This is a genomic window from Rhizobacter sp. P2_D12 (genome assembly GCF_056404395.1).
The window spans coordinates 24,104-46,495 of sequence record NZ_JBFUEB010000006.1; the positions used below are offsets into that span (position 1 = coordinate 24,104).

General features: G+C 67.5%; 19 protein-coding genes and 1 pseudogene. 7 read left to right on the top strand and 13 right to left on the bottom strand.

Annotated features, from left to right (window positions below; all coding sequences use genetic code 11):
- Positions 1 to 13: 13 nt before the first annotated feature.
- The 3 genes from AC1DYN_RS03145 to AC1DYN_RS03155 all read left to right on the top strand — a co-directional run bounded on the left by AC1DYN_RS03145 (position 14) and on the right by AC1DYN_RS03155 (position 2,772).
- Positions 14 to 811: a TatD family hydrolase gene (locus AC1DYN_RS03145; protein ID WP_477957645.1), complete on the top strand. Its 798-nt coding sequence runs from the start codon at positions 14 to 16 to the stop codon at positions 809 to 811.
- Positions 812 to 1,003: 192 nt separating this feature from the next.
- Positions 1,004 to 1,225 (top strand): hypothetical protein, encoded by a 222-nt coding sequence (locus AC1DYN_RS03150; protein ID WP_477957646.1) that lies wholly within the window; start codon positions 1,004 to 1,006, stop codon positions 1,223 to 1,225.
- A 47-nt stretch (positions 1,226 to 1,272) separates the two neighbouring features.
- Positions 1,273 to 2,772, top strand: a complete 1,500-nt coding sequence (locus tag AC1DYN_RS03155; protein WP_477957647.1) for a carboxypeptidase M32 — start codon at positions 1,273 to 1,275, stop codon at positions 2,770 to 2,772.
- Here AC1DYN_RS03155 and AC1DYN_RS03160 read toward each other — a convergent pair.
- From AC1DYN_RS03160 to AC1DYN_RS03190, 7 genes are all read right to left on the bottom strand, one after another.
- The gene (locus AC1DYN_RS03160; protein WP_477957648.1) at positions 2,760 to 3,197 is read right to left on the bottom strand and encodes a DUF3037 domain-containing protein; all 438 of its coding nucleotides are present in this window, start codon (positions 3,195 to 3,197) and stop codon (positions 2,760 to 2,762) included. The genes AC1DYN_RS03155 and AC1DYN_RS03160 overlap by 13 nt on opposite strands.
- The gene (locus AC1DYN_RS03165; RefSeq protein ID WP_477957649.1) at positions 3,175 to 3,966 is read right to left on the bottom strand and encodes a HipA family kinase; all 792 of its coding nucleotides are present in this window, start codon (positions 3,964 to 3,966) and stop codon (positions 3,175 to 3,177) included. The genes AC1DYN_RS03160 and AC1DYN_RS03165 overlap by 23 nt, the downstream gene beginning before the upstream one ends.
- A 12-nt stretch (positions 3,967 to 3,978) precedes the next feature.
- Positions 3,979 to 4,710: an FAD-binding oxidoreductase gene (locus tag AC1DYN_RS03170; RefSeq protein WP_477957650.1), complete on the bottom strand. Its 732-nt coding sequence runs from the start codon at positions 4,708 to 4,710 to the stop codon at positions 3,979 to 3,981.
- The gene (locus tag AC1DYN_RS03175) at positions 4,707 to 5,315 is read right to left on the bottom strand and encodes a sulfite oxidase-like oxidoreductase (RefSeq protein ID WP_477957651.1); all 609 of its coding nucleotides are present in this window, start codon (positions 5,313 to 5,315) and stop codon (positions 4,707 to 4,709) included. The genes AC1DYN_RS03170 and AC1DYN_RS03175 overlap by 4 nt, the downstream gene beginning before the upstream one ends.
- 44 nt (positions 5,316 to 5,359) lie before the next feature.
- Positions 5,360 to 7,906: an ATP-binding protein gene (locus AC1DYN_RS03180; RefSeq protein ID WP_477957652.1), complete on the bottom strand. Its 2,547-nt coding sequence runs from the start codon at positions 7,904 to 7,906 to the stop codon at positions 5,360 to 5,362.
- A gap of 60 nt (positions 7,907 to 7,966) precedes the next feature.
- Positions 7,967 to 8,962 carry a hypothetical protein gene (locus AC1DYN_RS03185; protein ID WP_477957653.1) on the bottom strand — a complete coding sequence of 332 codons (996 nt, stop codon included), beginning with the start codon at positions 8,960 to 8,962 and terminating at the stop codon, positions 7,967 to 7,969.
- A 104-nt stretch (positions 8,963 to 9,066) separates the two neighbouring features.
- Positions 9,067 to 9,414, bottom strand: coding sequence for a hypothetical protein (locus AC1DYN_RS03190; protein ID WP_477957654.1), 348 nt, complete (start codon positions 9,412 to 9,414; stop codon positions 9,067 to 9,069).
- Positions 9,415 to 9,571: 157 nt separating this feature from the next.
- Here AC1DYN_RS03190 and pgm point away from each other — a divergent pair, with 157 nt between their 5' ends.
- Positions 9,572 to 11,209 carry a phosphoglucomutase (alpha-D-glucose-1,6-bisphosphate-dependent) gene (gene pgm / locus AC1DYN_RS03195; RefSeq protein WP_477957655.1) on the top strand — a complete coding sequence of 546 codons (1,638 nt, stop codon included), beginning with the start codon at positions 9,572 to 9,574 and terminating at the stop codon, positions 11,207 to 11,209.
- 83 nt (positions 11,210 to 11,292) lie between these two features.
- Here the strand turns inward: pgm and AC1DYN_RS03200 are convergent, their stop codons facing one another.
- Positions 11,293 to 12,252, bottom strand: a complete 960-nt coding sequence (locus AC1DYN_RS03200; protein ID WP_477957656.1) for a YxiH-YxzG fusion protein — start codon at positions 12,250 to 12,252, stop codon at positions 11,293 to 11,295.
- A 235-nt stretch (positions 12,253 to 12,487) separates the two neighbouring features.
- On the opposite strand from AC1DYN_RS03200, the gene AC1DYN_RS03205 reads away from it, so the two are divergent.
- Positions 12,488 to 14,869 (top strand): LamG-like jellyroll fold domain-containing protein, encoded by a 2,382-nt coding sequence (locus AC1DYN_RS03205; RefSeq protein WP_477957657.1) that lies wholly within the window; start codon positions 12,488 to 12,490, stop codon positions 14,867 to 14,869.
- A gap of 24 nt (positions 14,870 to 14,893) precedes the next feature.
- Here the strand turns inward: AC1DYN_RS03205 and AC1DYN_RS03210 are convergent, their stop codons facing one another.
- Together AC1DYN_RS03210 and AC1DYN_RS03215 are read right to left on the bottom strand one after the other, a co-directional pair.
- A complete protein-coding gene (locus AC1DYN_RS03210) occupies positions 14,894 to 16,126 on the bottom strand; it encodes a sensor histidine kinase (RefSeq protein WP_477957658.1) in 1,233 nt (410 codons plus the stop codon).
- On the bottom strand, positions 16,126 to 16,818 hold the full coding sequence (locus AC1DYN_RS03215) for a response regulator transcription factor (RefSeq protein WP_477957659.1): 693 nt from the start codon (positions 16,816 to 16,818) through the stop codon (positions 16,126 to 16,128). The genes AC1DYN_RS03210 and AC1DYN_RS03215 overlap by 1 nt, the downstream gene beginning before the upstream one ends.
- Positions 16,819 to 17,037: 219 nt before the next feature.
- On the opposite strand from AC1DYN_RS03215, the gene AC1DYN_RS03220 reads away from it, so the two are divergent.
- Complete coding sequence (locus AC1DYN_RS03220) at positions 17,038 to 17,802, top strand: MipA/OmpV family protein (protein ID WP_477957660.1); 765 nt, start codon at positions 17,038 to 17,040, stop codon at positions 17,800 to 17,802.
- A 165-nt stretch (positions 17,803 to 17,967) separates the two neighbouring features.
- A pseudogene (locus AC1DYN_RS03225) lies at positions 17,968 to 18,579 on the top strand (ArnT family glycosyltransferase); the annotation flags it as partial.
- Positions 18,580 to 19,354: 775 nt separating this feature from the next.
- Here AC1DYN_RS03225 and AC1DYN_RS03230 read toward each other — a convergent pair.
- The 3 genes from AC1DYN_RS03230 to AC1DYN_RS03240 are packed head-to-tail and all read right to left on the bottom strand — an operon-like array spanning position 19,355 to position 22,225.
- Complete coding sequence (locus AC1DYN_RS03230) at positions 19,355 to 20,788, bottom strand: sensor histidine kinase (RefSeq protein WP_477957661.1); 1,434 nt, start codon at positions 20,786 to 20,788, stop codon at positions 19,355 to 19,357.
- Positions 20,757 to 21,443: a response regulator transcription factor gene (locus tag AC1DYN_RS03235; RefSeq protein ID WP_477957662.1), complete on the bottom strand. Its 687-nt coding sequence runs from the start codon at positions 21,441 to 21,443 to the stop codon at positions 20,757 to 20,759. The genes AC1DYN_RS03230 and AC1DYN_RS03235 overlap by 32 nt, the downstream gene beginning before the upstream one ends.
- Positions 21,443 to 22,225, bottom strand: a complete 783-nt coding sequence (locus tag AC1DYN_RS03240) for a MipA/OmpV family protein (protein WP_477957663.1) — start codon at positions 22,223 to 22,225, stop codon at positions 21,443 to 21,445. The genes AC1DYN_RS03235 and AC1DYN_RS03240 overlap by 1 nt, the downstream gene beginning before the upstream one ends.
- Between the last annotated feature and the right edge of the window lie 167 nt (positions 22,226 to 22,392).

Genomic DNA, 22,392 nt, shown 5'->3' on the forward strand with positions numbered 1-22,392 from the left:
AGCGCTTGCTGCCATGTTTGTCGATTCCCACTGCCACCTGAGCTTTCCCGAGCTGCGCGCCCGGCTGGATGAAATCCGTGCCGAGATGGCCGCGGCGCAGGTCGACCGCGCGCTGTGCATCTGCACGACGCTCGAAGAATTCGACGGCGTGCATTCGCTGGCCACGGCCTACGACAACTTCTGGGCCTCGGTCGGCGTGCATCCCGACAACGAGGACGTGCTCGAGCCGAGCGTCGAGACGCTGGTCGAGCTGAGCCGGCGCGACAAGGTGATCGCGATCGGCGAGACCGGCCTCGACTACTACCGCCTGAACGGCCGCAGCATCGCCGACATGGAATGGCAGCGCGAGCGCTTCCGCGTCCACATCCGCGCCGGGCTGCAGCGCGACCTGYCGCTGATCATCCACACGCGCAGTGCGTCAGCCGACACCGTGGCGCTGCTGAAGGAGCAGGGCGCGGGCCGTTCGCGCGGCGTGTTCCATTGCTTCACCGAGACGATGGACGTCGCGCGCCAGGCGCTCGACCTGGGCTTCCTGATCTCGTTCTCCGGCATCCTGACCTTCAAGAACGCCGTCGAGCTGAAGGAGGTGGCGCGCTACGTGCCGCTGGACCGCTGCTTGATCGAGACCGACAGCCCCTACCTGGCGCCGGTGCCGTATCGCGGCAAGACCAACAGCCCCGCCTATGTGCCGTATGTCGCGAAGCAGGTGGCCGAGCTGAAAGGCATCACGGTGGAGGAGGTCGCGGCCCGGACCAGCCGCAACTTCGAGACCCTGTTCGGTGTTGCCTCACCAGAGATTTCACTTCAATAACACTATCCAAGTGATTGTTATTAAAGTATTTTTTTCATACAAAATCGATTTCATTACACCCCGTGGCGTGGCTCTGCCGACAGCCGTGTCAGGGTTCTTCTGACCCCTCGTTTGGAGCAGTACCGACTACGAGGAAGACGTTGAGGCGCCTACAGTGAACTCCATCGACACACCGTTCACTGGAGAGTCACCATGCAGAACACTGACAGCACCGAGATCGTAGGCAACCCCTTCGTCCTGATGTTGAACCCCGCCGAGGTGTTCCAGGCCATGGAACGCTCCGAGCGCCTGGAGCGCCTGCAGCGCCGCGTCTGCCGCCCGCTGGACAAACCGCTGATCCCGCGTGTCGAGTCCGACATCAACGCCTACGATCACCTGATCGACCTCGAGCCCGAGGCCGACAACGAAGACTGATGATCCGTGTGTCGTAGCATCGAAGCACCCCGTGACGCTTCGATGACATGACCGCCAAGACCGAGACCCCCGCGTACGACGCCCTGGCCGCGCAAAGCCAGCGCCTTCACCATTTCGACCACCTGCGCGCGATCGCAGGCTGGGACCAGGCGGCGATGATGCCGCCCAAGGGCAACGATGCCCGGGCCGCTGCGGTGGCCGAGCTGTCGGCCCTGATGCACCGCATCCGCACCGATCCCGCGACCTCCGGCGAGATCGAACGTGCCGAGCAGGAACCGCTGGACGATTTCCAACGCGCCAACCTGCGCGAGATCCGCCGCGAATGGCGGCTCGCGAACGCACTCCCCGAATCCCTGGTCCAGGCCCGCTCGCTGGCCACCGCGCGCTGCGAGCACGCCTGGCGCACACAGCGGCCGGCCAATGACTGGGCCGGCTTCCTGGTCAACTTCCGCGAGGTCGTGCGCGTCGCGCGCGAAGAGGCCCGGCTGCTGTCCGAGCAGACCGGCAGCTCGAAGTACGACGCGTTGATGGACCGCTACGAACCCGGGATGACCTGCGCCGAGGTCGACCGCGTGTTCGGCGACCTGCGCCAGTGGCTGCCCGGCCTGATCGCGCAGGTGCGCGAGCGCCAGTCGCACGAGACGGTGATCGAGCCGGTCGGCCCGTTCCCGGTCGAGCAGCAGCGCCGGCTGTGCGAACGCGTGATGCAGCTGCTGGACTTCGACTTCAGCGCCGGCCGGCTCGACGTCAGCACCCATCCGTTCTCCGGCGGCGTGCCCGAAGACGTGCGGCTGACCACCCGCTACCGCGAAGACGGCTTCCTGCAAAGCCTGATGGGCACCATCCACGAGACMGGGCACGGCCGCTACGAGCAGAACCGCCCGCGCGGCTGGCTCGGCCAGCCGGTGTCGAGCGCGCGCTCGATGGCCATCCACGAAAGCCAGAGCCTGAGCTTCGAGATGCAGCTCGGCTGCAGCCGCGGCTTCGCGCAGCGGCTGGCGCCGCTGGTGGCCGAGCATTTCGGCGCGCAGCCGGCGTTCGAGCCCGACAACCTGTACCGCCTCGTCACCCGCGTGAGCCCGGGCTTCATCCGCGTCGACGCCGACGAGGTGACCTACCCGGCCCACGTGATCCTGCGCTACCAGATCGAACGCGCGCTGATCGAGGGCGAGATCGAGCCGGAAGACATTCCCGGCCTGTGGGACACCGGGATGATGGCGCTGCTCGGCGTCGACACGCGCGGCAACTTCAGCAACGGCCCGCTGCAGGACGTGCACTGGCCGGAAGCGCTGTTCGGCTACTTCCCGTGCTACACGCTGGGCGCGATGTACGCGGCGCAGTGGTTCGCGACGCTGCGCCGCCGGCAGCCCGACCTGGATGCCCGCATCGCCGCCGGCGACCTGTCACCGGTGTTCGACTGGCTGCGCGACAACGTGTGGCAGCAGGCGAGCCGCTGGACCACTGCCGAGCTGTCGGTGCGCGCGAGCGGCGAGCCGCTGAACCCGCTCCATTTCCGGCGCCACCTGGAAACACGCTACCTGGGCTGACCGGAAGGCGGCTGCGGCGGCCGGCGCGGCCGCACCATCGTGTCGAGCAGCCGCTGCAGCGCTGCGTCGAGATCGCTGCAGCGCCCGGTGTGCACCGGCGAGGTCTGGATCGCGGTGCTGCGCGGCGCCACCAGCCAGTCGAAGCGCTCGCGCGGCAGCAGCCGGCCGAGCGCGCCGGCCTCGGTGCCACCGCGGCAGATGGCCGGGATCGCGGCCAGCGAGGCGCGGATCGCGGCCAGGTCCAGCCCCGGGTCCAGCGCCAGCAGGCGGGTCTCGTCGACCTCGATGCCGGCCTGCAGGAAACCCGAGGGTGCGCACGACACGATCGCACCGACGTTGATGAACTCGCCGCGCTCGACACGCGGCACCACGCGCACGATCGCGTAGTCGTAGGTGCAGAGTTCACGCGAGCTGGGAGCGGGCACGGAGGGCCTCCTCGACAAAGACGGCCGACGCGGCCAGCCGGCGCGTCAGGTAGTCGGTATACGCCTGGCGGTGGGCAGTGCGGTCGGCGAAGACCTCGGGCTCGTCCAGCCAGTCATCGGGGATCAGCGCGACGATGCCGGCGATGGCTTGCGGCGTGATCGCGGCGCGCATCTTCGCGTCGGCTTCGGGCAGGGCGCTCGCGAACGGCAGCAGCACGTGGTCGCGCACCAGCGCAAACGGACTTGCGGCGCGCTCGAGGTGGCCGCCCCACGAATGGTGGAAGTACAGCGCCGCCCCGTGGTCGATCAGCCACAGGCGCCGGTGCCACATCAGCAGGTTGCTGTTGCGCGGCGTGCGGTCGACGTTGGTGATGAAGGCATCGTGCCAGACGATGGCCGACGCGATGTCGGCCGGCGGGTGGTCGGCCAGCGGATCGAAGGTGACCGAGCCCGGCAGGTAGTCGAGCGCCAGGTTCAGGCCGGTGCTGGCGCGGATCAGGTCCTGGATTTCCGGATCGGGTTCGGTGCGGGCCAGTTCGCCGTCCAGCTGCACCAGCACGATCTCCGGCACCGCGAGGCCGGCCAGGCGCGCGAGCTCGCCGCACACCAGCTCGGCGATCAGCGCCTTCGGGCCCTGGCCGGCGCCGCGGAACTTGAGCACGTACAGGCCCTGGTCGTCGGCCTCGATGATCGCGGGCAGCGACCCGCCTTCGCGCAGCGGCGTGACGTAGCGGGTGGCGCAGACCGTGCGCAGGATGGGGGAGGGCATCGCGCGATTGTCTCAGGCCCCGCCGTAGCGCTCGGTGCGGATCGCGTGGGCCGGCACGCCGTTGTGCCGCAATCCGTCGGCGACGGCCTCGACGAAGGGCGTCGCGCCGCACACGAAGGCTTCGCGCGGCACCTCGCCCCAGTCGGCCAGCGCCTGCTGCAGCATCGCGGCGTCGATGCGGCGGTCTTGATCGCGCTCGCGGCGGCGGGCCTCGCGCGTCGTGACGACCAGCCAGCGGAAGGCCGGGTCGGCCGCCTCCATCGCGTGCAGCTCATCGGCGGCGATCAGCTCGTCGTGCGTGCGCGCCGAGCAGACGAGCAGGGCGGGCGCATCCGATCCCGCCGCGCGCCGCTGCCGCAGCATCGCCAGCAAGGGCACCACGCCCGAGCCGCCGCCCACCAGCAGCAACGGCCCGCCATCGGCCGGCCGCCACACGAAATGCCCGCCGATCGGGCCGCGTGCCTCGATCGCGTCGCCGGCCGTGGCCACGTCGTGGAACCAGGGCGAGACCTCGCCGTCGTCGAGGCGCTCGATCAGCAGCTCGACCCGCGCCGCGCCCGGTGCCGACGCGATCGAGTAGCTGCGCTGCGCCTGGTAGCCATCGGGTGCCGTCAGCCGCAGCTCCAGGTGCTGGCCGGCCAGCTGGCCCGGCAGCTGCAGGCGCAGCGACACGCTGACGACGCGCGGCGTGCAGCGCCGCACCTCGTCGATCACGACCTCCTGCCAGCCCAGCGGCGCGGTCATGGATCGTTCGTGTAGCGTTGCTCGCGCCACGGGTCGCCGCGCATGTGGTAGCCGCGCAGCTCCCAGAAACCGGCCTCGTCGCGCGCGGTGAAGCGCAGGCCCTTGACCCACTTCGCGCTCTTCCAGAAGTACAGGTGCGGCACCAGCAGCCGCGCCGGCCCGCCGTGTTCGGCCGCGAGTGGCGCGCCGCCGAAGCGGGTCGCGACCATCGCCTGCCCGTTGACCAGGTCGGCCAGCGGCACGTTGGTGTCGTAGTCGTCGAACGAGCGCGCCAGCACGTAGGGCGTGGGGGCCGCGATGCCGGCGGCGCGCAGCAGGTCGTCGACCGTCACGCCCTGCCATTCGGTGTCGAATTTCGACCAGGTGGTCACGCAGTGAATGTCGCCGCGCCAGGTGGTCTGCGGCAGGGCGTTGAACTCGTCCCAGCTCCAGCTGGCCAGTGGCCGCGGCCCGTCGTGCAGCGTGAAGCGCCAGGCGTCGAGCCCGATGACGGGCGTCGGCCCGAAGGACAGCACCGGGAAATCGTCGGTGATGTGCTGTCCGGGCGGCAGGCGCCGGGCCACGTCGCTGGCCGGGCGGCGGCCGAAGAATCCACGGGTTGCCATCTCGATCCTCCTTCGGGGATGTTCGCATGCATTTTCCGAGCCCGTCAGAGCCCGCGCACGTCCGACTCCACGCGCGCCAGCTCGCCGGCGATCTCGTCCAGCGCCGCGGCCGGATCGCGCACCGTGCCGGTGTGGACGCTGTCGGCCAGCGCGGTGCTCAGGCCGGCCAGGCGCTGTGCCCCCAACTGCTCGGCCGACGTGGCCAGCGCGTGCGCGGCGCGCTTCAGCTCGGGCCGGCGCGACGCGTCGCCGGCCGCCTCGCGCATCTGCTGCAGCAGCCGCGGCGCCTCGCTGAGGAAGGTGGACGCCACCGAATGCAGCAGGTCGTGCATGCCGGGGCGCTGCTGTGCGCGCAGTGCCGCCAGCGCCTGCGGCGCGAGCCGCTCCGGCGCGCCCATCCAGCGTCGCAGCACGTGCTCGATGGTGTCGCGCGTGAAGGGCTTGGCGATGTAGTCGTTCATGCCGGCGGCGATGCATTCGTCGCGGTCGCCGGCCATCGCGTTCGCGGTCAGCGCGATCACCGGCAGATCGCGGTCGCCCTGCGCGCGGATGCGCCGCGTCGCCTCCAGCCCGTCGATGCCCGGCATCTGGCAATCCATCAGCACCGCGTCGTAGAAGCGCTCGCGGCAACGCGCAATGGCCTGCAGCCCGTCGGTCGCGCGGTCGACCTGCAGCCCCAGCGATTCCAGCATCGCCGCCGCCACCTCCATGTTGACCGGGTTGTCCTCGGCCAGCAGCACGCGCCGGCCGGTCAGCGGGCCGCTGTCGCCGCCGCGCGCCGCCACCGCCTCGCGTGCGGCCGGTGCGGCCTGCGCGGCGCGGAACGGGATGCGCACGCTGAAGGTGGAACCACGTCCCTTGGCGCTGTCGACCGAGATCGAGCCGCCCATCAGCGTGATCAGCTGGCGCGTGATCGCGAGACCCAGGCCGGTGCCGCCATAGCGCCGCGTCATCGAGCCGTCGGCCTGCGTGAAAGGCTGGAACAGCTGCGAGCGGGCCAGCTCGTCCATGCCGATGCCGGTGTCGCGCACGGTGAACTCGACGCGCGAGCCTTCGCCGTCCCAGGGCAGGGCGCGCAGCTGCAGCGAGATCTCGCCGTGCTCGGTGAACTTGACGGCGTTGCTCAGCAGGTTGGCCAGCACCTGGCGCAGGCGCATCGGGTCGCCGCGCACGGCCTGCGGCACCGAGGCGCCGATGTCCTCGACCAGGGCCACGCCCTTGCGCCGCGTCGGCGCGCCGTACAGGCCCAGTTCGTCGCGCACCAGCGCGACCAGGTCGAAATCGATCTGCTCCAGCTCGACCTTGCCGGCCTCGATCTTCGAGACGTCGAGGATGTCGTTGATCAGGTGCAGCATGGTCTCGCCGGAGCCGTAGGCCGACGTGGCCAGGTCGCGCTGGCGCGGCGTCAGCTCGGTCTGCAACAGCAGTTCGGTCATGCCCAGCACGCCGTTCATCGGCGTGCGGATCTCGTGGCTCATGTTGGCCAGGAAGGCCGACTTGGCGCGGCTGGCGCTTTCGGCCGCGGCGCGCGCGCTTTCAAGCTCGCGCAGCATCTGGTCGCGGCGCTCGAGCAGCCGGTAGACCCACAGCGTGAGCCACAGCAGCAGCGCGTTCAGCCCGAGCGCCAGCCCGGCCACCAGCCAGTTGGTCTGGCGCCAGTGCGCCAGCACCACGGTGTCGGCGGCGATGATGCTGACCAGCAGCGGGTATGACTGCGACACCGTCGGCGCGACGATGCGCAGCCGGTCGTCGCCCGGGTTGGTGGGGCGCGGGTCGGAGAAGATGGCGGTGTTGCCGAACTGCCGGTCGGGGTTCAGCGCCTGCAGCGACTTGCTGCCCTTGATGACGCGCCCCATGAAATCCTCGAGGTGCGGGTGGCGCGCCAGCAGCGTCGCGTCGCCGCGCAGCAGCGCGAGCGAGACGTCGCTCTGCGGGAAGCTCATCGAACGGTAGAAGCGCTCGAAGTATTCGCTCTCGATGCCCACCAGCGCGACGCCGATCATCCGGCCCTGCGGGTTGCGCAGCTTGCGCGCCAGGTAGAACGTCCAGCGGCCGTTGCCGCGGTTCTTGACCGGCTCGGACAGGTAGACGTCGAGCGTCGGGTTGGCCAGGTGCTCGCGCAGGTAGTCGCGGTCGGACAGGTTGATCTCGGGCGGCGGGTAGCTGCGCGAAAAGTTGACGACGTCGCCCGCGCTGGTGGCGAGCGTGATGACGTCGATCTGCGGCAGGTCTTTCTGCCGGTCTCGGATCATGTCGAATACCGCCTGCCGGCCGGCGATGCGGCGCAGCGCCGCCTCGTCTTCGGGCGCTGCCTTGTTCACCTCGTCGACCACGCGGCCCAGCACCGCGTCGGCGGCGGCGAGGGTCTGGTCGGCGTGCCGCACCGCCAGCATCGACAGGTTGGACAGGAACAGGCGCCAGTCATCCAGGGCATCGCTGCGGCTGCGCCAGCTGACGAAGCCGGCGGCTGCCAGCGTCAGGGCGATGACCAGGCAGCCGACCAGCAGCACCGAATGGCTGCGCCGCAGGCCGCGGCGACTGCCCGCACCCGATGCGCCGGCCGAAGCCGCAGAAACTGCCTGTTGCTCCATCCCCATCGGCGGATGATGCCGCGTTTTGCCACGGCGCGGCAGCGGGTGCAACGCGGAGATCTAGACGACGCTGGCGAGGGCGCGGGTCACGCGCCGGGCTTGTCCATCGGTGATCAGGCCGCTCAGCAGCTGCAGGAAGCGCGGCTGCTCGAGCCCGGAGACGATGTACTGCCAACGGTAGGCCTTCAGCATCACGGCCTTCAGGTGCTCCAGTTCGTCGGGTGTGCGGGCGCCGCGCACGTGCAGGAAATACCGGACGTCGGCCTCGCTCTGCTGCAGCAGCAGGCCGTCGAGGGCCAGCACCAGCTCGATCAGGTCGTCGACCGCTGCATCGCGCTCCTGGGGCGACAGCTTGCGGTCTTCGCGCACCCATTCGAGTTCGTCGAGCACCGCGTGCTGGCATTCTTCCTTCCAGTGGAACAGGAACACGTCCTTGAACAGCGACGACAGCTCGGGATCGGGCTGGATGCTGTGCCGGTAGTGGGCCTGCGTGAAGAGCTCGATGTGGCAGGTCAGCGCCAGCACGGCCCAGGTCGACTTGCCCAGCACCATTYGCGCCACCGGATCGGCCTGCGGCACGAACGCGTAGCCCGCAGCCATGCCGGTGGCCATCAGGTGCTCGAGGCGGCGGAACAGCGCCTGGTGCTTCAACTCCTCTTCGCTGAAGCGCACCAGCGCCTCGAGCGCCACCTGGTCGCCCAGCCAGTGGTCGCGGCTCACGTCGAGCAGCTTGGCGTTGATGAAGCGCTCGACCAGCCCGAACATGTTGGCGTAGGTGCGGCCCTGGATCTGGCTGAGCAGGCGCTTGTCGGCGGTGTCGAGGAAGCGCAGGTTCTGCAGCCGCGACAGGCCGTCGGGCAGGAACTTCTGGTCGAAGTCGAACACGCGACCGCGGATGACGTCGCGGTCGATGTCCCAGCGCACGCGCTTGGAGATCTCGATGCAGCGCGCATAGCGGTCGACCGACGCGATCGGCGCGCGCGCGACGGCAGCGGTGTGGGGGGGGCGGTGCGGGCCGGCCGCGGGATCGGGGTCGGGGAGGGGGGCGGCGCTCATGAAGGCTTCTCCTGGGTGTTGCAGATGGGTGCAACGCTACCGAGCGCTCAAGGAGAAATTGTGGAGCCCGGTGCGCCCGGAGGGGGCGCACCGTCACTGCAAGCTCACTGCAGCGGCTGCTGGGCGGAGGCCCGCGTTCGTCGCGGCACGCGCTTGCGGCCGGCGGTGGCCGGCGACAGCGCGGCCGCCCAGGCCGGCACCGGCGCCGACTGCGGCAGGCTCCAGTCGCCGCAGCGCGGGTTGATGCCGCGCGTTTCGGCGCGCGGCGCGAGCTGCTCGTCGACGATGCGGCCCAGCTTGAGCAGCAGCACGCGGGCGTAGTCGGCGTCGTCGGCGACCAGGTGGCGCAGCTCGTCGCGGATGCGCATCACCTGCAGGCGCAGCTGCTGCACCGGCGCGAGTTCGGCGTGGCGTTCGATCGCCACCAGGTCGTCATGGGTCAGGGCAGTCATGGGCGAGGTCCTTCATCGTTGGAATCGTTGGCAACACGCATTTACCTTTCGGGGCTTGCGGCACGGAGGGCGCCGTGGCAAGAGTGTCCGGCCGGCGCGGGCAGGGGTTTCCGGGCGGGCCGAAGACACAGCGGCAAATGCGAAGCATCATGGGGCGATGAACTCCCTTCGCGACCAGGCAGGGCAGCCCGCGCCGGCAGCGGCCCTGATCGATGTCGACCGGCTGCTGGCGGCCTACTTCGCCGACCGGCCCGACCCGTCGGTGGCGGCGCAGCGGGTGGCATTCGGCACCTCGGGCCACCGCGGCTCGTCGCTCGACCGCTCGTTCAACGAGTGGCACGTGCTGGCGATCGCGCAGGCGATCTGCGAGTACCGCGCCGGCGCCGGCATCACCGGGCCCTTGTTCCTGGGCGCCGACACGCATGCGCTTTCGGCGCCGGCCTGTGCCAGCACGCTGGAGGTGCTGGCGGCGCATGGCGTCGACGTGATGCTGGCGGTGGGCGACGAGTTCACTCCGACGCCGGTGGTCTCGCATGCCATCCTGGCGCACAACCGGCGGCAGGGCTCGCGCGCCGACGGCATCGTGATGACGCCGTCGCACAACCCGCCGCGCGACGGCGGCTTCAAGTACAACCCGCCGCACGGCGGCCCGGCGGACACCGGCGTCACCGCCGGGATCGAGGCGCGGGCGAACCGGCTGCTCGAAGCGCGCCTCGAGGGCGTGAAGCGGCTGCCGCAGGCGCAGGCGCTGAAGGCGGCGACGACGCACCGCCACGACTACCTGAACAGCTATGTCGACGACCTGGCCGCCGTGATCGACTTCGATGCGGTGCGCGGCGCCGGCCTGCGGCTGGGCGTCGACCCGCTGGGCGGGGCCGGCGTGCACTACTGGTCGGCGATCGCCGACCGGCACCGACTCGACCTGTCGGTGGTGAGCGAGGTGGTCGATCCGCGCTTCGCCTTCATGACGCTGGACTGGGACGGCCAGATCCGCATGGATCCGTCGTCGTCGTTCGCGATGCAGCGGCTGGTGAAGCTGAAGGACCGGTTCGACATCGCCTTCGCCTGCGACACCGACCACGACCGGCACGGCATCGTCACGCCCAAGGCCGGGCTGCTGCAGCCCAACAACTACCTGGCGCTCATGGTCGATCATCTCTTCGGGCACCGGCCGCAGTGGCCGGCACACACCGGCGTCGGCAAGACGGTGGTGACGACGCAGCTGATCGAGCGGCTGGCGGCGCGCCTGGGGCGGCGGCTGTTCGACATGCCGGTCGGCTTCAAGTGGTTCGTCGACGGATTGCAGGACGCGAGCATCGGCTTTGCCGGCGAGGAAAGCGCGGGCGCGACGTTCCTGCGGCGCGACGGGTCGCTGTGGACGACCGACAAGGACGGCATCACGGCGGCCTTGCTGTCGGCCGAGATCACGGCGCGCAGCGGGTGTGACCTGGGCGAGTCGTACGACGCGCTGACCGGAGAACTGGGCCGGCCGTTCGCCGGGCGCATCTCGGCGGCAGCGACACCGGCGCAGAAGCAGCGCCTGGCCGGGTTGTCGCCGCAGCAGATCACGTCGACCGAATTGGCCGGCGAGAAGATCGACAGCGTGCTGAGCCACGCGCCCGGCAATGGCGCGCCGATCGGCGGCATCAAGGTCAGTACCGAACGCGGCTGGTTCGCGGCCAGGCCGTCGGGGACCGAGGACATCTACAAGATCTATGCGGAGAGCTTTGCCAGCGAAGCGCAGCTGGGGCGGCTGTTGGAGGCGGCGCAGGAGGTGGTGGATCGGGCGCTGTAGGCCGGCGTCGGCCAGGCTCCATAAGCGCGACAATGTATATTATGTAAACTGATAGAAGCGCCGTCGGTGCGCTCGGCCGCTGGTTACGCGCTGAATTCCGCGAAAGCCTCGCGCACGCCCAATCGATAGAGCTGACCGTCGCTCAGCACATAGAGGTATCCGCCGCGCCCGACAGTGCGCTCCGGGCGCATGGCGTCGCCGGCCGGGTCCACCATGCCGAACGTCCTCATCGCTGTAGCGCGACCGCCCTCCTGTAGCCGCATGAGCCTGAAGGCATCGCGCTCGCGGTAGGCACCGGCAAACAGGGCGCACTCGTCGGCTACCGCGAATGCATGACTGCCATGCACGGGAACGGACCACGTCGAAACGACCCGATGCTTGTGCAGATGCACCAACGGAAAGTCCGTGTAGTAGTAGCACCAGACGTCATCGTCCGATGCCACATTCAAGGCGTAGCAGTCCGAGATGTAGCCCGCGTTTCCTCCATGTTCGAACTCATAGAGCTTCTTCCCGGTGGCATCCCACGCCACCAGGCCTGATGCCCCGATTGGGTTGGTCCATCCGTAGTTGCCAAACACACCCTCGTCGAAGAAGGATGTCCAGACCTCGCCACGCGACGTAACTTGAGTGCTCTCAATGCCGTCTCCTAGGACGAGCTCTCGCTTCAAGACTCCCGCACGGGAGTAGACACGGCCGTTGTGGTCCACGTCGCCCGCGCTTCGAAACATCGAGCGGGAACACACGAGCAGAAGTTCATCGCCACCAAGCGGCTGAACGTCGTGAATGTTGAATGCCTCTTGCTCAATCAATGTCTGAAGCACAACCTCGTCCCCAAGCAGTCCGACGACGCGGTACCTTTGCGGCGCATCCGGTCGCGTCTTGGCGAATGACCCACCCACGGCCGTTGTTCTGTAGTCGAGCGGCTTTTGGGCAATCACCAGATAGACCACGCCATCGGGCCCGACATTCAGAGCGACGAGGTCGTCGCCAGCGAGGTGCTCGCGGATGGAACAGAGGGGAGAAAGCTGGACTGAGGTCTTCAACGTCTGCGCGTCCTGCAAGGCCGAGTAGTCGCGACGAAGCTTAGGAGCCTCCTCAGGTTCCCGCCCATGGAATACGCATGCCGCATGTCTTCCCTCCCCTCGCGGACGTGTTTGTTCGCGGCATCTTCTCACGTCAGTAGGCCCAGCCCGGGCAAGCGACGACCGCGTCCGTGCGCGCGTTGAAGAGCTCGTGCTCGTCGAAGTAGCAGCCCTGGATTGTTGCGCAGGCGCGTCGGTGGACGTCAAGACCTCGGCGCCGTCACAAGTCGATCATGAATGTGCGCCGGCGCTGGTCGAAACTACGCCGCCATGGACTTCGCACGCATCACCTCGCCCCAGCCCGGCCGCCCTTCCCGTCCGGCTCCATACCCCGGCTGAACGGAACGTGGCCCGCAATATGGCGAAAGACGACCCTCTCGAGACATTGTCCGATCCGGCCCGGCGTGCGTTCGCCTTCGGCCTCGGCCTGTTCCCGATGCTGCCGCTGCTGCCCGGATGCGATGCAGACGCCGAAGAGGCCGACTCGTCGGCGCAGGCGGCACCGGCCGCAGGGACCGGCTCCGCGCCGGCGTCGGTGAGCGGCGTCTTTCGCCATCCGGGGCTGCTGGTCACCGAAGACGACTTCACGCGCATCCGCGCGCACATCAAGGCCGGCCAGCAGCCGTGGACGGATTGGTGGAACAAGCTGTGCGCCGACGGCCTCACCCACCTGGACGCCAAACCCAATCCGCAGGTGGCGGTGTATCGCGCCGACGGCACCAAGTGGGCGATGTACCGCGACATCCAGCGCGCATGGTGCCTGGCACTGCGCTGGAGGCTGTCCGACGACACGCGCTACGCAGACAAGGCCGTCGAAACGCTGGACGCCTGGGCGAACACGTTGAAGATGATCGGGACCGTGCCCGAGGGATCGACCGCCCATGACGACCACACCTTCATCCTGCTGGCCGGCATGCAGGGCCACCAGTGGGCGCAGGCCGGCGAGATCCTGCGCGGCTACAGCGGCTGGGCGCCGGCGAGCCTGGCGCGGTTCCAGGACATGCTGCTGCAGGTCTTCGGCGGCATCTGCCGAGATCGTCTCGCCAACCCGAGCCTCGGGTCTCACGCCAACTGGGACATGTCGTCGCTCTGCGGTGCGCTGGCCATCGGCGTGTTCTGCGACCGGCCCGACCTGTACCGGCAGGCCTGCGACTACTACGCGGGCAACAACCGCGGCAAGCTGCAGATGTTCGGCAACGGCTCCGTCGTGCACGGCGTCTACTTCATGCACCCGGGCCATCTCGGGCAGTGGGAGGAAAGCGGTCGCGACCAGGGCCATTCGACGCTGGGCATGTCGCTGGGTGGCGACCTGCTGGAGATGGCCTGGAACCAGGGGGACGACCTGTACGGGCTCTACGACAACCGTTTCCTCGCGGCTGCCGAGTACGTGGCCCGCTCCAACCTGCTGGACGAGAGCGGCAAGACCTACCCGATGCCCTATGCACGCGAACACAACCCGTCGCAACCCCATACCTCCCTGTGGACGGAAGTGAACCAGTCGTTCCAGCACGGCCGCAACGCCTGGGAGCCCATCTTCAACCACTATGTGAATCGCATGGGCCTGGCGGCCCCCAACGTCGCGCGCATGGTGCCGCTGTGCGAGCCGAACTACGGGTCGGGCAATGGCGATGACATGGTGTTCCCGACGCTGACGCACCGCCGCGCGGCCTATGCCGGGCCGATGAAGCCGCCGTCCGGCCTCACCGCCCAGGTGCGCGACGGCCAGGCCGTGCTCTCGTGGTGGGGCAGCGTCGGGGCGGCATCCTATGTCGTCAGGCGGGGAACGAGTGCCGCGGGTCCCTTCGCCGACCTGRCCACGGTCGCGTCGACTCAACTGCTCACCCACACCGACACGCCGCCCCGGAGCACCTGGTTCTACCAGGTCACCGCCGTGGGCCGCGACGGCACGCGCGCCAGCTCCGGCATCGTGCGAGCCGCGGTGGCCGGCGAGAAGCGCCTGGCCATGCCACTGAACGGCATGAACAACAGCGGCACCACCGGCACGCTGACCCTCGCCGGCGTCCAGACCGGCATCGAGGGCAGCTTGCTGGACGGAGCGACCTGGGGCGAGGGACGCCGCAACGACAAGGCGCTGGTGTTCGACGGCAAGGCGGCGGGCTTGCAGTTGCCGCCGGGGATCTTCAGCGGCCTGGACGACTTCACCGTGTCGCTGTGGGCGTATGCGAATTCGCTGCGCTGGGACAGCTGCCTGTTCTTCGCCGGGCATGACGGCTTCTCCTGCATGTACATCGCACCGAAGGCCGGCCAGGGCTTGCGTTTCGGGATCTTCGGCGCGGGATTCAATGACAGTCAGGTCGTGGAAGCCCCCGGCTTCATGGCGACGCGGCGCTGGGTCCACGTGGCGGTCACGCTCCAGGGCAACACCGGGCGGCTCTATGTCGACGGCGTCGAGGTCGCGAGTTCCAGCGAGATCCTGCTGTCGCCGCGCCAGGTCGGTGATCAGGTGACCTTCCTCGGGCGCAACTGGGGACACCCGTCGTTCGACGGCCGCATCCAGGACTTCCGGGTCCATGCGGGTGCACTGGGCTCGATGGAGATCGCTGCGTTGGCGCGATGAAGGGCCCCGTGCGGGGCCCTGCTTTCAGCTCGGGGGGACCCACAACCGGGCCACCGCGAGGTGCTTTGCCACCGTCAGCGTGAATGTCCAGCCAAACCGCTCGCAGATCCGATGCGCGATCTGGGTCCCGATGCCGAAGCCTGCCGTCGACGGCGTGTCGGGAAGCCCGTTCCGCACCTCGATACTGTGCTCGTCGACGACGACTTCAATGCGATCCGGGCCACCGTGGAAGACGGCGTTCTTCAGCATGTTGGCCACGAGCACGTGGACCGTCGTCGCAGGAGCCGAGAGCAACAGCGGATGCCGCTCGAGGACCGAGAACGCATGGCTGGGGCTCTCGCCCATGAGATGGCGGATCAAGGATCTCACCCAAGCTTCATCGATCGACAGCGCGTCCGGCACCGGCCGGACCGTGTCGCCGGACAATTGCAGGAAGGTGTCAACCAGTGCGTGCATGTCACGCAGCCCCCGGCGAGCCCGCTCGATTGCTGGTCCCTGCGCGGGCCTGCTGTGCGCTTCAATGCGCTCGAGAGCTGCCTGCACGATCGCCGCCGGCGTACGCAGCTCATGGCTCGCGAAGCGGGTGAAACTGCGCTCCCGATCCAGGACGTCCGCAGTTCTCTGCAGTGCGCTGTTGATCTGGACGACGAGGGCCTCGATCTCGACGGGAGAATTGGCTGGCAGTGCGACCTTCTCGAGGCTGCGGGGATCGCGCGCCGAGACCATGCGCCCGACCTCCAGCATCGGTGCAGTGACCCGTCCGGTGATCCTCTTGCACAGCCAAAGCAGCAGCAGGCCGAACGGAACGACGCCCATCAGGTACCAGACGAAGACCTGCGATTCGATGGTCTCGGTCGGTTTGACCTCAGCGTGGGACTCGACAACGTAGAAGGCGCGGCCGGTCGCGTGGGACTGCGCCAGGACGTAGTAGTCCAGGTCCTGGTTGCCGAGCTCGACGATGCCGCGCTTGTCGGGGGACAACATCCGCTGCAGCTCGGGCGGGAGCAGGTCATAGCGGGGATAGATGACGGTGACAGGATCGATCCCGAGCGGCTCCTCCAACTTGGCCTGCTTGGCCCAGTAATCACCGATGTGCTGCAGGCGACGCTCAGTCTGGAAGTCCGATCCCAGGTGCAGCGCTCCCTTCACGAGAAACGCGTTCACCGCAAACGTCAACACCAGGATCAACAACAGCAGGTGCCACATCCGCGCGAACAGCGTCTTCGACCGCTCGCGGGGGGAGACGAAGATGGCCATCAGGGCTCCAGGCAATAGCCTTGTTTGCCTCGCGTCTGGATGACGTCGCGGCCTCCAGCGTTGTGGATCAGGCGGCGAAGCTGGTAGAGATGCGTGCGCAATGCGTCGCTTGCAGGCCGGTCATCATCGCCCCACAAGGCGCTCTCGAGCTCGTCGCGCGAGACGACGCGTGGCGCGTGTCGCATCAGGGTGTGAAGAAGACGTCCTTGCAGCGGCGTCAGTGTGCAGGTTTCGCCCGACGAGATCAGCAGCTTCCCTTGCTTGGTGTCCAAGGTGAGGCCGGCGCCCTGGACAACGCCGGCAGTGCTCGGGACGGTCAGGAACCTTCGAATCGCGGCGCGGATCCGAGCGACCAGCACCCTGGATTCGAAGGGTTTGACGATGTAGTCGTCAGCTCCCCTGTCGAGCCCCTCGACAACCTGGTCCGGCGAGCCCTGGGCGGTGAGCATCAGGATGGGTGAACGAAAACCATCGCTGCGCAGCCGCGTGCAGACGTCGAATCCGCTGACTCGCGGGAGACCTACATCAAGCAGCACCGCATCGAACGGGGGTGATGTGCTCTCCACCAGCCGCAGCGCCTGTGCACCATCGCTTGCATAGTCCGGTTCGAAGCCGGACTCTTCCAGGGTCTCCAGGATCGAGGCAGCCAGGTCTCGGTTGTCTTCGACGAGCAAAACACGTTCGCGATGCATCACGGGCCTCATGGATGGACGTCGCGTGCGCAATCGCCGCGCAGCGGGGGACGTCAACGCCGTCCATTCTGACCGTTGCCGGTTGATTCACTCAAGCCGCCTGCAAAAGGGGGCCCGGGACGCTTGGCGAACTTCACGATTGCTTCACGCATCGGCTGCCCCAATGCACTCACGTACCGCGACAAGTCGCTGGCCGGTTCAACCCACCCCTGGAGTTCCATGATTTCCAACGTTCGTCCCGTCGTCAGCGCCGGTGTCCTCGCCCTGGGCTTGCTCACGCTGTTCTCCGCTCAGGCCGACGAGGAACGGCAAGGCTCGCAATGGGGCCTCGGCCTCGTGACCCTGTACGACCGCAAGCCGTATCGAAGTTTCGACAACAAGGCGAAGGCACTGCCCTTCGTCTTCCACGACAGCCGCTGGTTCAGCCTGATGGGACCGACCCTCGATCTGAAGCTGCTGTCGACTGATTCACTGTCCTTCAGCGCGAGGCTGCACTATGCCGGGGACGGATACGAAGCCGGCGACTCCCCCTACCTGGCCGGCATGGCCGAGCGCAAGGCGAGCTTCTGGGTCGGCGGCGCGAGCAGCTTGAAGACCGACATTGCAACCCTGTCCGTCGAACTCCTGGGAGACGCCTCCAGCAAAAGCAAAGGGAAACGCGCCAGCCTGAGCATCGAACGCGAGTTCAAGGCCGGAGACTTCGACTTCACGCCGCGCCTCGCACTCCACCGCTTCGACGGCAAGTACGTCGACTACTACTACGGCGTGCGCGCGGATGAATCCACCTCGACGCGTCGGTATTACCCGGGCAAGTCCACGACGAACGTTGAAGCCGGGGTGCGGATCGGCTATTCGCTCGCACCGCGCCACAGCCTTTCGCTCGATCTGGGCACGACCCGCCTTGGCTCCAGCATCAAGGACAGCCCCTTGGTGGAGCGTTCCAGGCAAGACGGCGTCCGATTCGGCTACCTGTATCTCTTCTGAGCGATGCAGGCCACAAGCCCGTCAGGTCGCCTGTCGAAGGCGATGGAAAGCGCTGGCACGCGTGACAGGCTGTCCGTCCGCCCCGAGGCCGGGATGCTGGCCTCGGTGCTGCTCATCGCCGCATTGTTGACGCTGCGCCTCTTCGCCATGGCTTGGCTGCCGTTGATGGACACCACCGAGGCGCGCTATGCCGAGATCGGCCGCAAGATGCTCGAACTGGGCGATTGGATCACGCCTTGGCATGACCATGGCGTGCCGTTCTGGGCCAAGCCGCCGCTGTCGTTCTGGCTCACCGCGGTCAGCATGAAGGTGTTCGGCGTCAACGAGCTCGCGGCCCGGCTGCCCCACTTCCTCTGCATGCTGTTCGTCGCCGCGGCATGCGGCCGACTGGCGGCGTCGCGCCGCGACACCCCACCGCTGGCCACCCTCGGCCTGCTGTGCGGTGCGTCCCTGTCCCTGGTATCGGCCGGCGCCGTGATGACCGACGCAGCCCTCGTGGTCGGCACCACGCTCGCCCTGTGTGGCCTGTGGCAGGCCTTGCACGGGCCGCGGTATCGCGACGGCGTGATCCTGCTGTTTGCCGGCCTGGCGATTGGACTGCTGGCCAAGGGCCCGCTGGTGCTCGTGCTGGCAGGCTTGCCGACGGCAGCCTGGGCCGTGTGGACAGGACAGTGGCGCCGCTTGCTGAAGGACGTCCCGTGGATTCCGGGGCTGGCAGCGACGACCGCGGCTGCCGTTTGGTGGTACATCGCGGCAGAACTGAAGACGCCCGGCTTCATCGACTACTACATCGTCGGTGAACATTGGCACCGCTTCCTCACGCCCGGATGGTCCGGCGACCGCTATGGCTTTGCCCATGCCTTTCCCGCGGGAACGATCTGGCTCTTCGCCCTTGTTTCGACCCTGCCCTGGCCGCTGCTGCTGCTGCCGCTGCTGCTGGCCGCCGCATCCACGCCTCGTGTGCCACGGTCCGAGGCTGCCAGCCCCGACGTCGACACGCGCTCATGGCAAGCCTACCTCGCGTGCTGGTCACTGGCGCCGCTCGTGTTCTTCACGGCGGCACGCAACATCATCCTGCCGTATGCGCTGCCGGCCCTCCCGGCGATGGCGTTGCTGGCCAGCCATTGGCTGAGGCGTCGTGTCGGCTCAGAACGCATGCATGCCTGGATTGCCGGGGGCCTGGCACTGTCGACCGCCAGTGCACTAGGACTGCTCATCCACGCCGAGCGTGCAGGCACTTTCGGCAGCAGCTCCGCCAAGGCCGTTGTCAGCGCCTGGGAAGCACGGCGCCACCAGAATGCCGAGCCGCTGGTGTTCGTGACCGAACGGCTTCACTCGGCTTCGTTCTACAGCGCAGGTCGGGCGGAGTTCGTCACCTCCCCGGCCGAGGCGCTGAGGCGCCTGGTACCGAACGGCGGTTTTGTCGCGGTGCGCGATGACGACACCGACGTCCTTGCAAGGTTCGACTGCGTCACGCAGCGGACCGAGGTCGGCGGCTTCGTGCTGCTTCACCTGCCGTCGCCTCTGCGCGCGATGACAGCCGAGCAGGGAATCAAGGCCGATCGTCGTAATCTCCATGCGGCGCAGGCCGATCAGTGGCCAGGATCGACAGCACGACCCGCAGCCCTGGCTCGGCACGCTTTGCGCGAAGCACCCATCCGTGGGCCTGCGCAATCTCCTGACAGATCGCCAAGCCCAGACCCGCACCCGTGTCGCGGCGATGAGGGCCCCGCCAGAAGCGGGAAAAAATCGTCGTGAGTTGATCTTGTGGAACGCTCGGTCCCCAATCGCGCACCGACAACGCCGTTGTGTCGATCTCCACGCTCACCCGCGTGCCCGCCGGCGTATGTTGGATGGCGTTTTCCAACAGGTTCTTCAGAAGGGTGAACAGCGACCCGCGGTCTGCCTGCCAGTGCACCGCAACCATCATTTGCGAGAGATCCAGCCGTACGTTGGCCGTGTCCGCCATGCGCTGGAGGTAGGCGGCCACCTCCTGCACCAGGTCCCGCAGGTCAACCGTTGTGAGCCGATAGTTGTTCACTTCGCTCGCTTCAGCCAGGTGGAGGAGCTGCTGCACCTGGCGTGTCATGTGCTGGACGTCCTGCAGCAGTGCGTTGCGCTCCTGGCTCGGAGCGCTGAGTTCGACCTGTGCCCGAATGAGTGCCAGCGGTGTCTTGAGTTCATGCGCGGCGGTGGTGAGGAATTCTCGCTGGACGCGGTACCCCTGCTCCAGGCGCTCGAGCACCCGGTTGAAGCTATCGACCAGTGGCGCAATCTCGGTGGGTACCGTGCCGGTGTCCAAGCGCGCATGCAGCGAGCGCGGCGAGATGGCGGCTGCCGATTCCGATATTTCTCGCAGGGGGCTGAGCGTGTACTTCAACGTGAAGAAGGCGCAGGCGCAAAAGACAACCAGCAGGACCAGGCTGAACAAGATGATGCCAGTCACCATGAATGGCAAGGCAAACGCGATGTACATGAATTGCAGGAACCGGGTGCTCACCGCGACCTGAAGGAACCAGACCCGCCCCTTGTGCTCGACAGCCTCGGTCGCGCCCCGTATCAAGCCGCTCGCGTGCTTGAATTCGAAGCGCCCAGGCCCTTGCACAGGTCCGTCCGCGGGCCAGAACGCCGCTCCGGCCGCAGAGGACAGCACCACCTTGCCGGAGGTGTCCAGCACGCGGTAGGCCGCCTCGCTCTTCAGGCTGTCGAAGAGCCACCCGTCGAAGCCGTCGGCCCGCTCGTCGAAGCGATTGTCGTCATGGGTGTCGAAGCCGACGGGCATGCCCTGGCTGTCGAAACTGAGCATGTCGCCCATGCCTCGCGCAAGCTCAGCCACATCTTTGCCGGACAGGATGTCGCCTTGCGTCGCAACGATCGCCACGACGGCCGACGCGATGAGGACGATGCTCAGGACCACGCCTACAACGTAGGCGAGAAGCACCTTTACGCTGAGGCTATTGAGCCTCGGATTTTTCACGAAGCGCATAGCCGAAGGTCCTCACATTGACGATTTTCATGTTTGAGCCAATGGCAAGCAACTTTCGACGAAGGCGATGAAGCACCACATCCACAGCATTCGGCGTGACCGCCTCGCTCAAACCCCAGGCTGCGTTCTCCAATGCCGAGCGGCGCACTGTCTCGCCGCGCCTGCGCGCCAGCAGCAGCATGATCTGCATCTCCGAAGCCCCCAGGGAAACGTTCTCTTCGCCACAGTTGAGCATTCCGTCTGCAGGCACGAGCATCAGGTCGCCGTGCCTTGGATTCAGCGGCTCGGACTGCGCCGGGCGGCGCAGCAAGGCGCGCACGCGTGCCACCAGTTCTTCCATGGCGAAGGGCTTGGGAAGGTAGTCGTCCGCGCCCGCGTCCAGGCCCTCGATCCGGTCGTTCAGGGCATCGCGTGCTGTCAGGACGAGACATGGAATGCTCGAGCCAGCGCCGCGCAGGCGTTGCAGCAGAACGAGTCCATCGCCGTCCGGCAGTCCCCGATCAAGGATCAGTGCGCCATAAGATACCTGCTGAAGAGCAGACCACGCAGCGTCGATCCGCTCCACCAGGTCGGCGGCGATGCCGGCGGTGGCCAGACCCGCGCAAACCAGCTGCGCGAGTCGCTCGTGGTCTTCGACCAGCAGGATCCGGCTCATCAGAAGCGGTACATGTAGGCGAGCAGCACGCGGTTCGAACTGGAACGGTCCACGATCGGGCTGTCCTTGATGCTCTTCGCAAGGCCAGTCACCGAGGCATCGAACAATATCCCTTGGCTTTGATCGATGTGGTACATGGCGCGCAAGCCGGCTTCCAGGTTCACGCCAGCCTTGCCGGCATAGAACGCACGGCCCTCGATGGCTTCGTCGGCGCGGACGCCGTAGTAGTAGTTCACGTTTTTCTTGTCGAGCCAATGGGCCGTGACGTGCGGCACCAGCATCACCCTGCCCAGGGGAAGCTTCTTCTCGAGGCCCAGGCTGAATCGCTGACCGTTGCTCTTGCCGGATGTGTCCGCAAGCCACTGCGCATTGACCTCGACCACATCGTTTTCCCACTCTGCCTTGGCGCCGGCCCAGAACCCGCCCTTGCGGTCGGCCATTCCTGCAAGGATGGGGGCGTCATCGGCTTCGTAGCCGCCAAGTTCCATCTTGCCCAGAATGCTGAAGTTGATGCGGTCTGACTCTCCCAGTTCGAGGCTGGGAAGTTTTGCTTCCAAACCCAGGGCGCCGATTTTCACGTACTCATTCTCGAAACTGATCATGGGAAGCGCCTTCGTCTCGCGATCCATCCCTTTGTAGGGCTTCTGGGCATTCACGACGGCAAGCCCCACTCCCCAATTGCTGCCCGCGGGTCCGCCAGGGCCGCCTGGCCCGCGAGGACCGGCGGGTTGCGCGTCGGCGCTTGCGACAACGCCACACAGCGCAAGGAACAGAGCGGACATGCCCACTGTCCGGGAGGTCGAAGTGAAAGCGCCCAGGCTGGGCGGGCGGTATAGCGACATTGGTTTCCTGAATCGATGATTGGGACAACCGGATCATTCATCGCCGACTCTTACCGAGAACTTTCAACCCCCCTCCTCCGTTCCATCAATTGGAAAGGAAGTGGAAA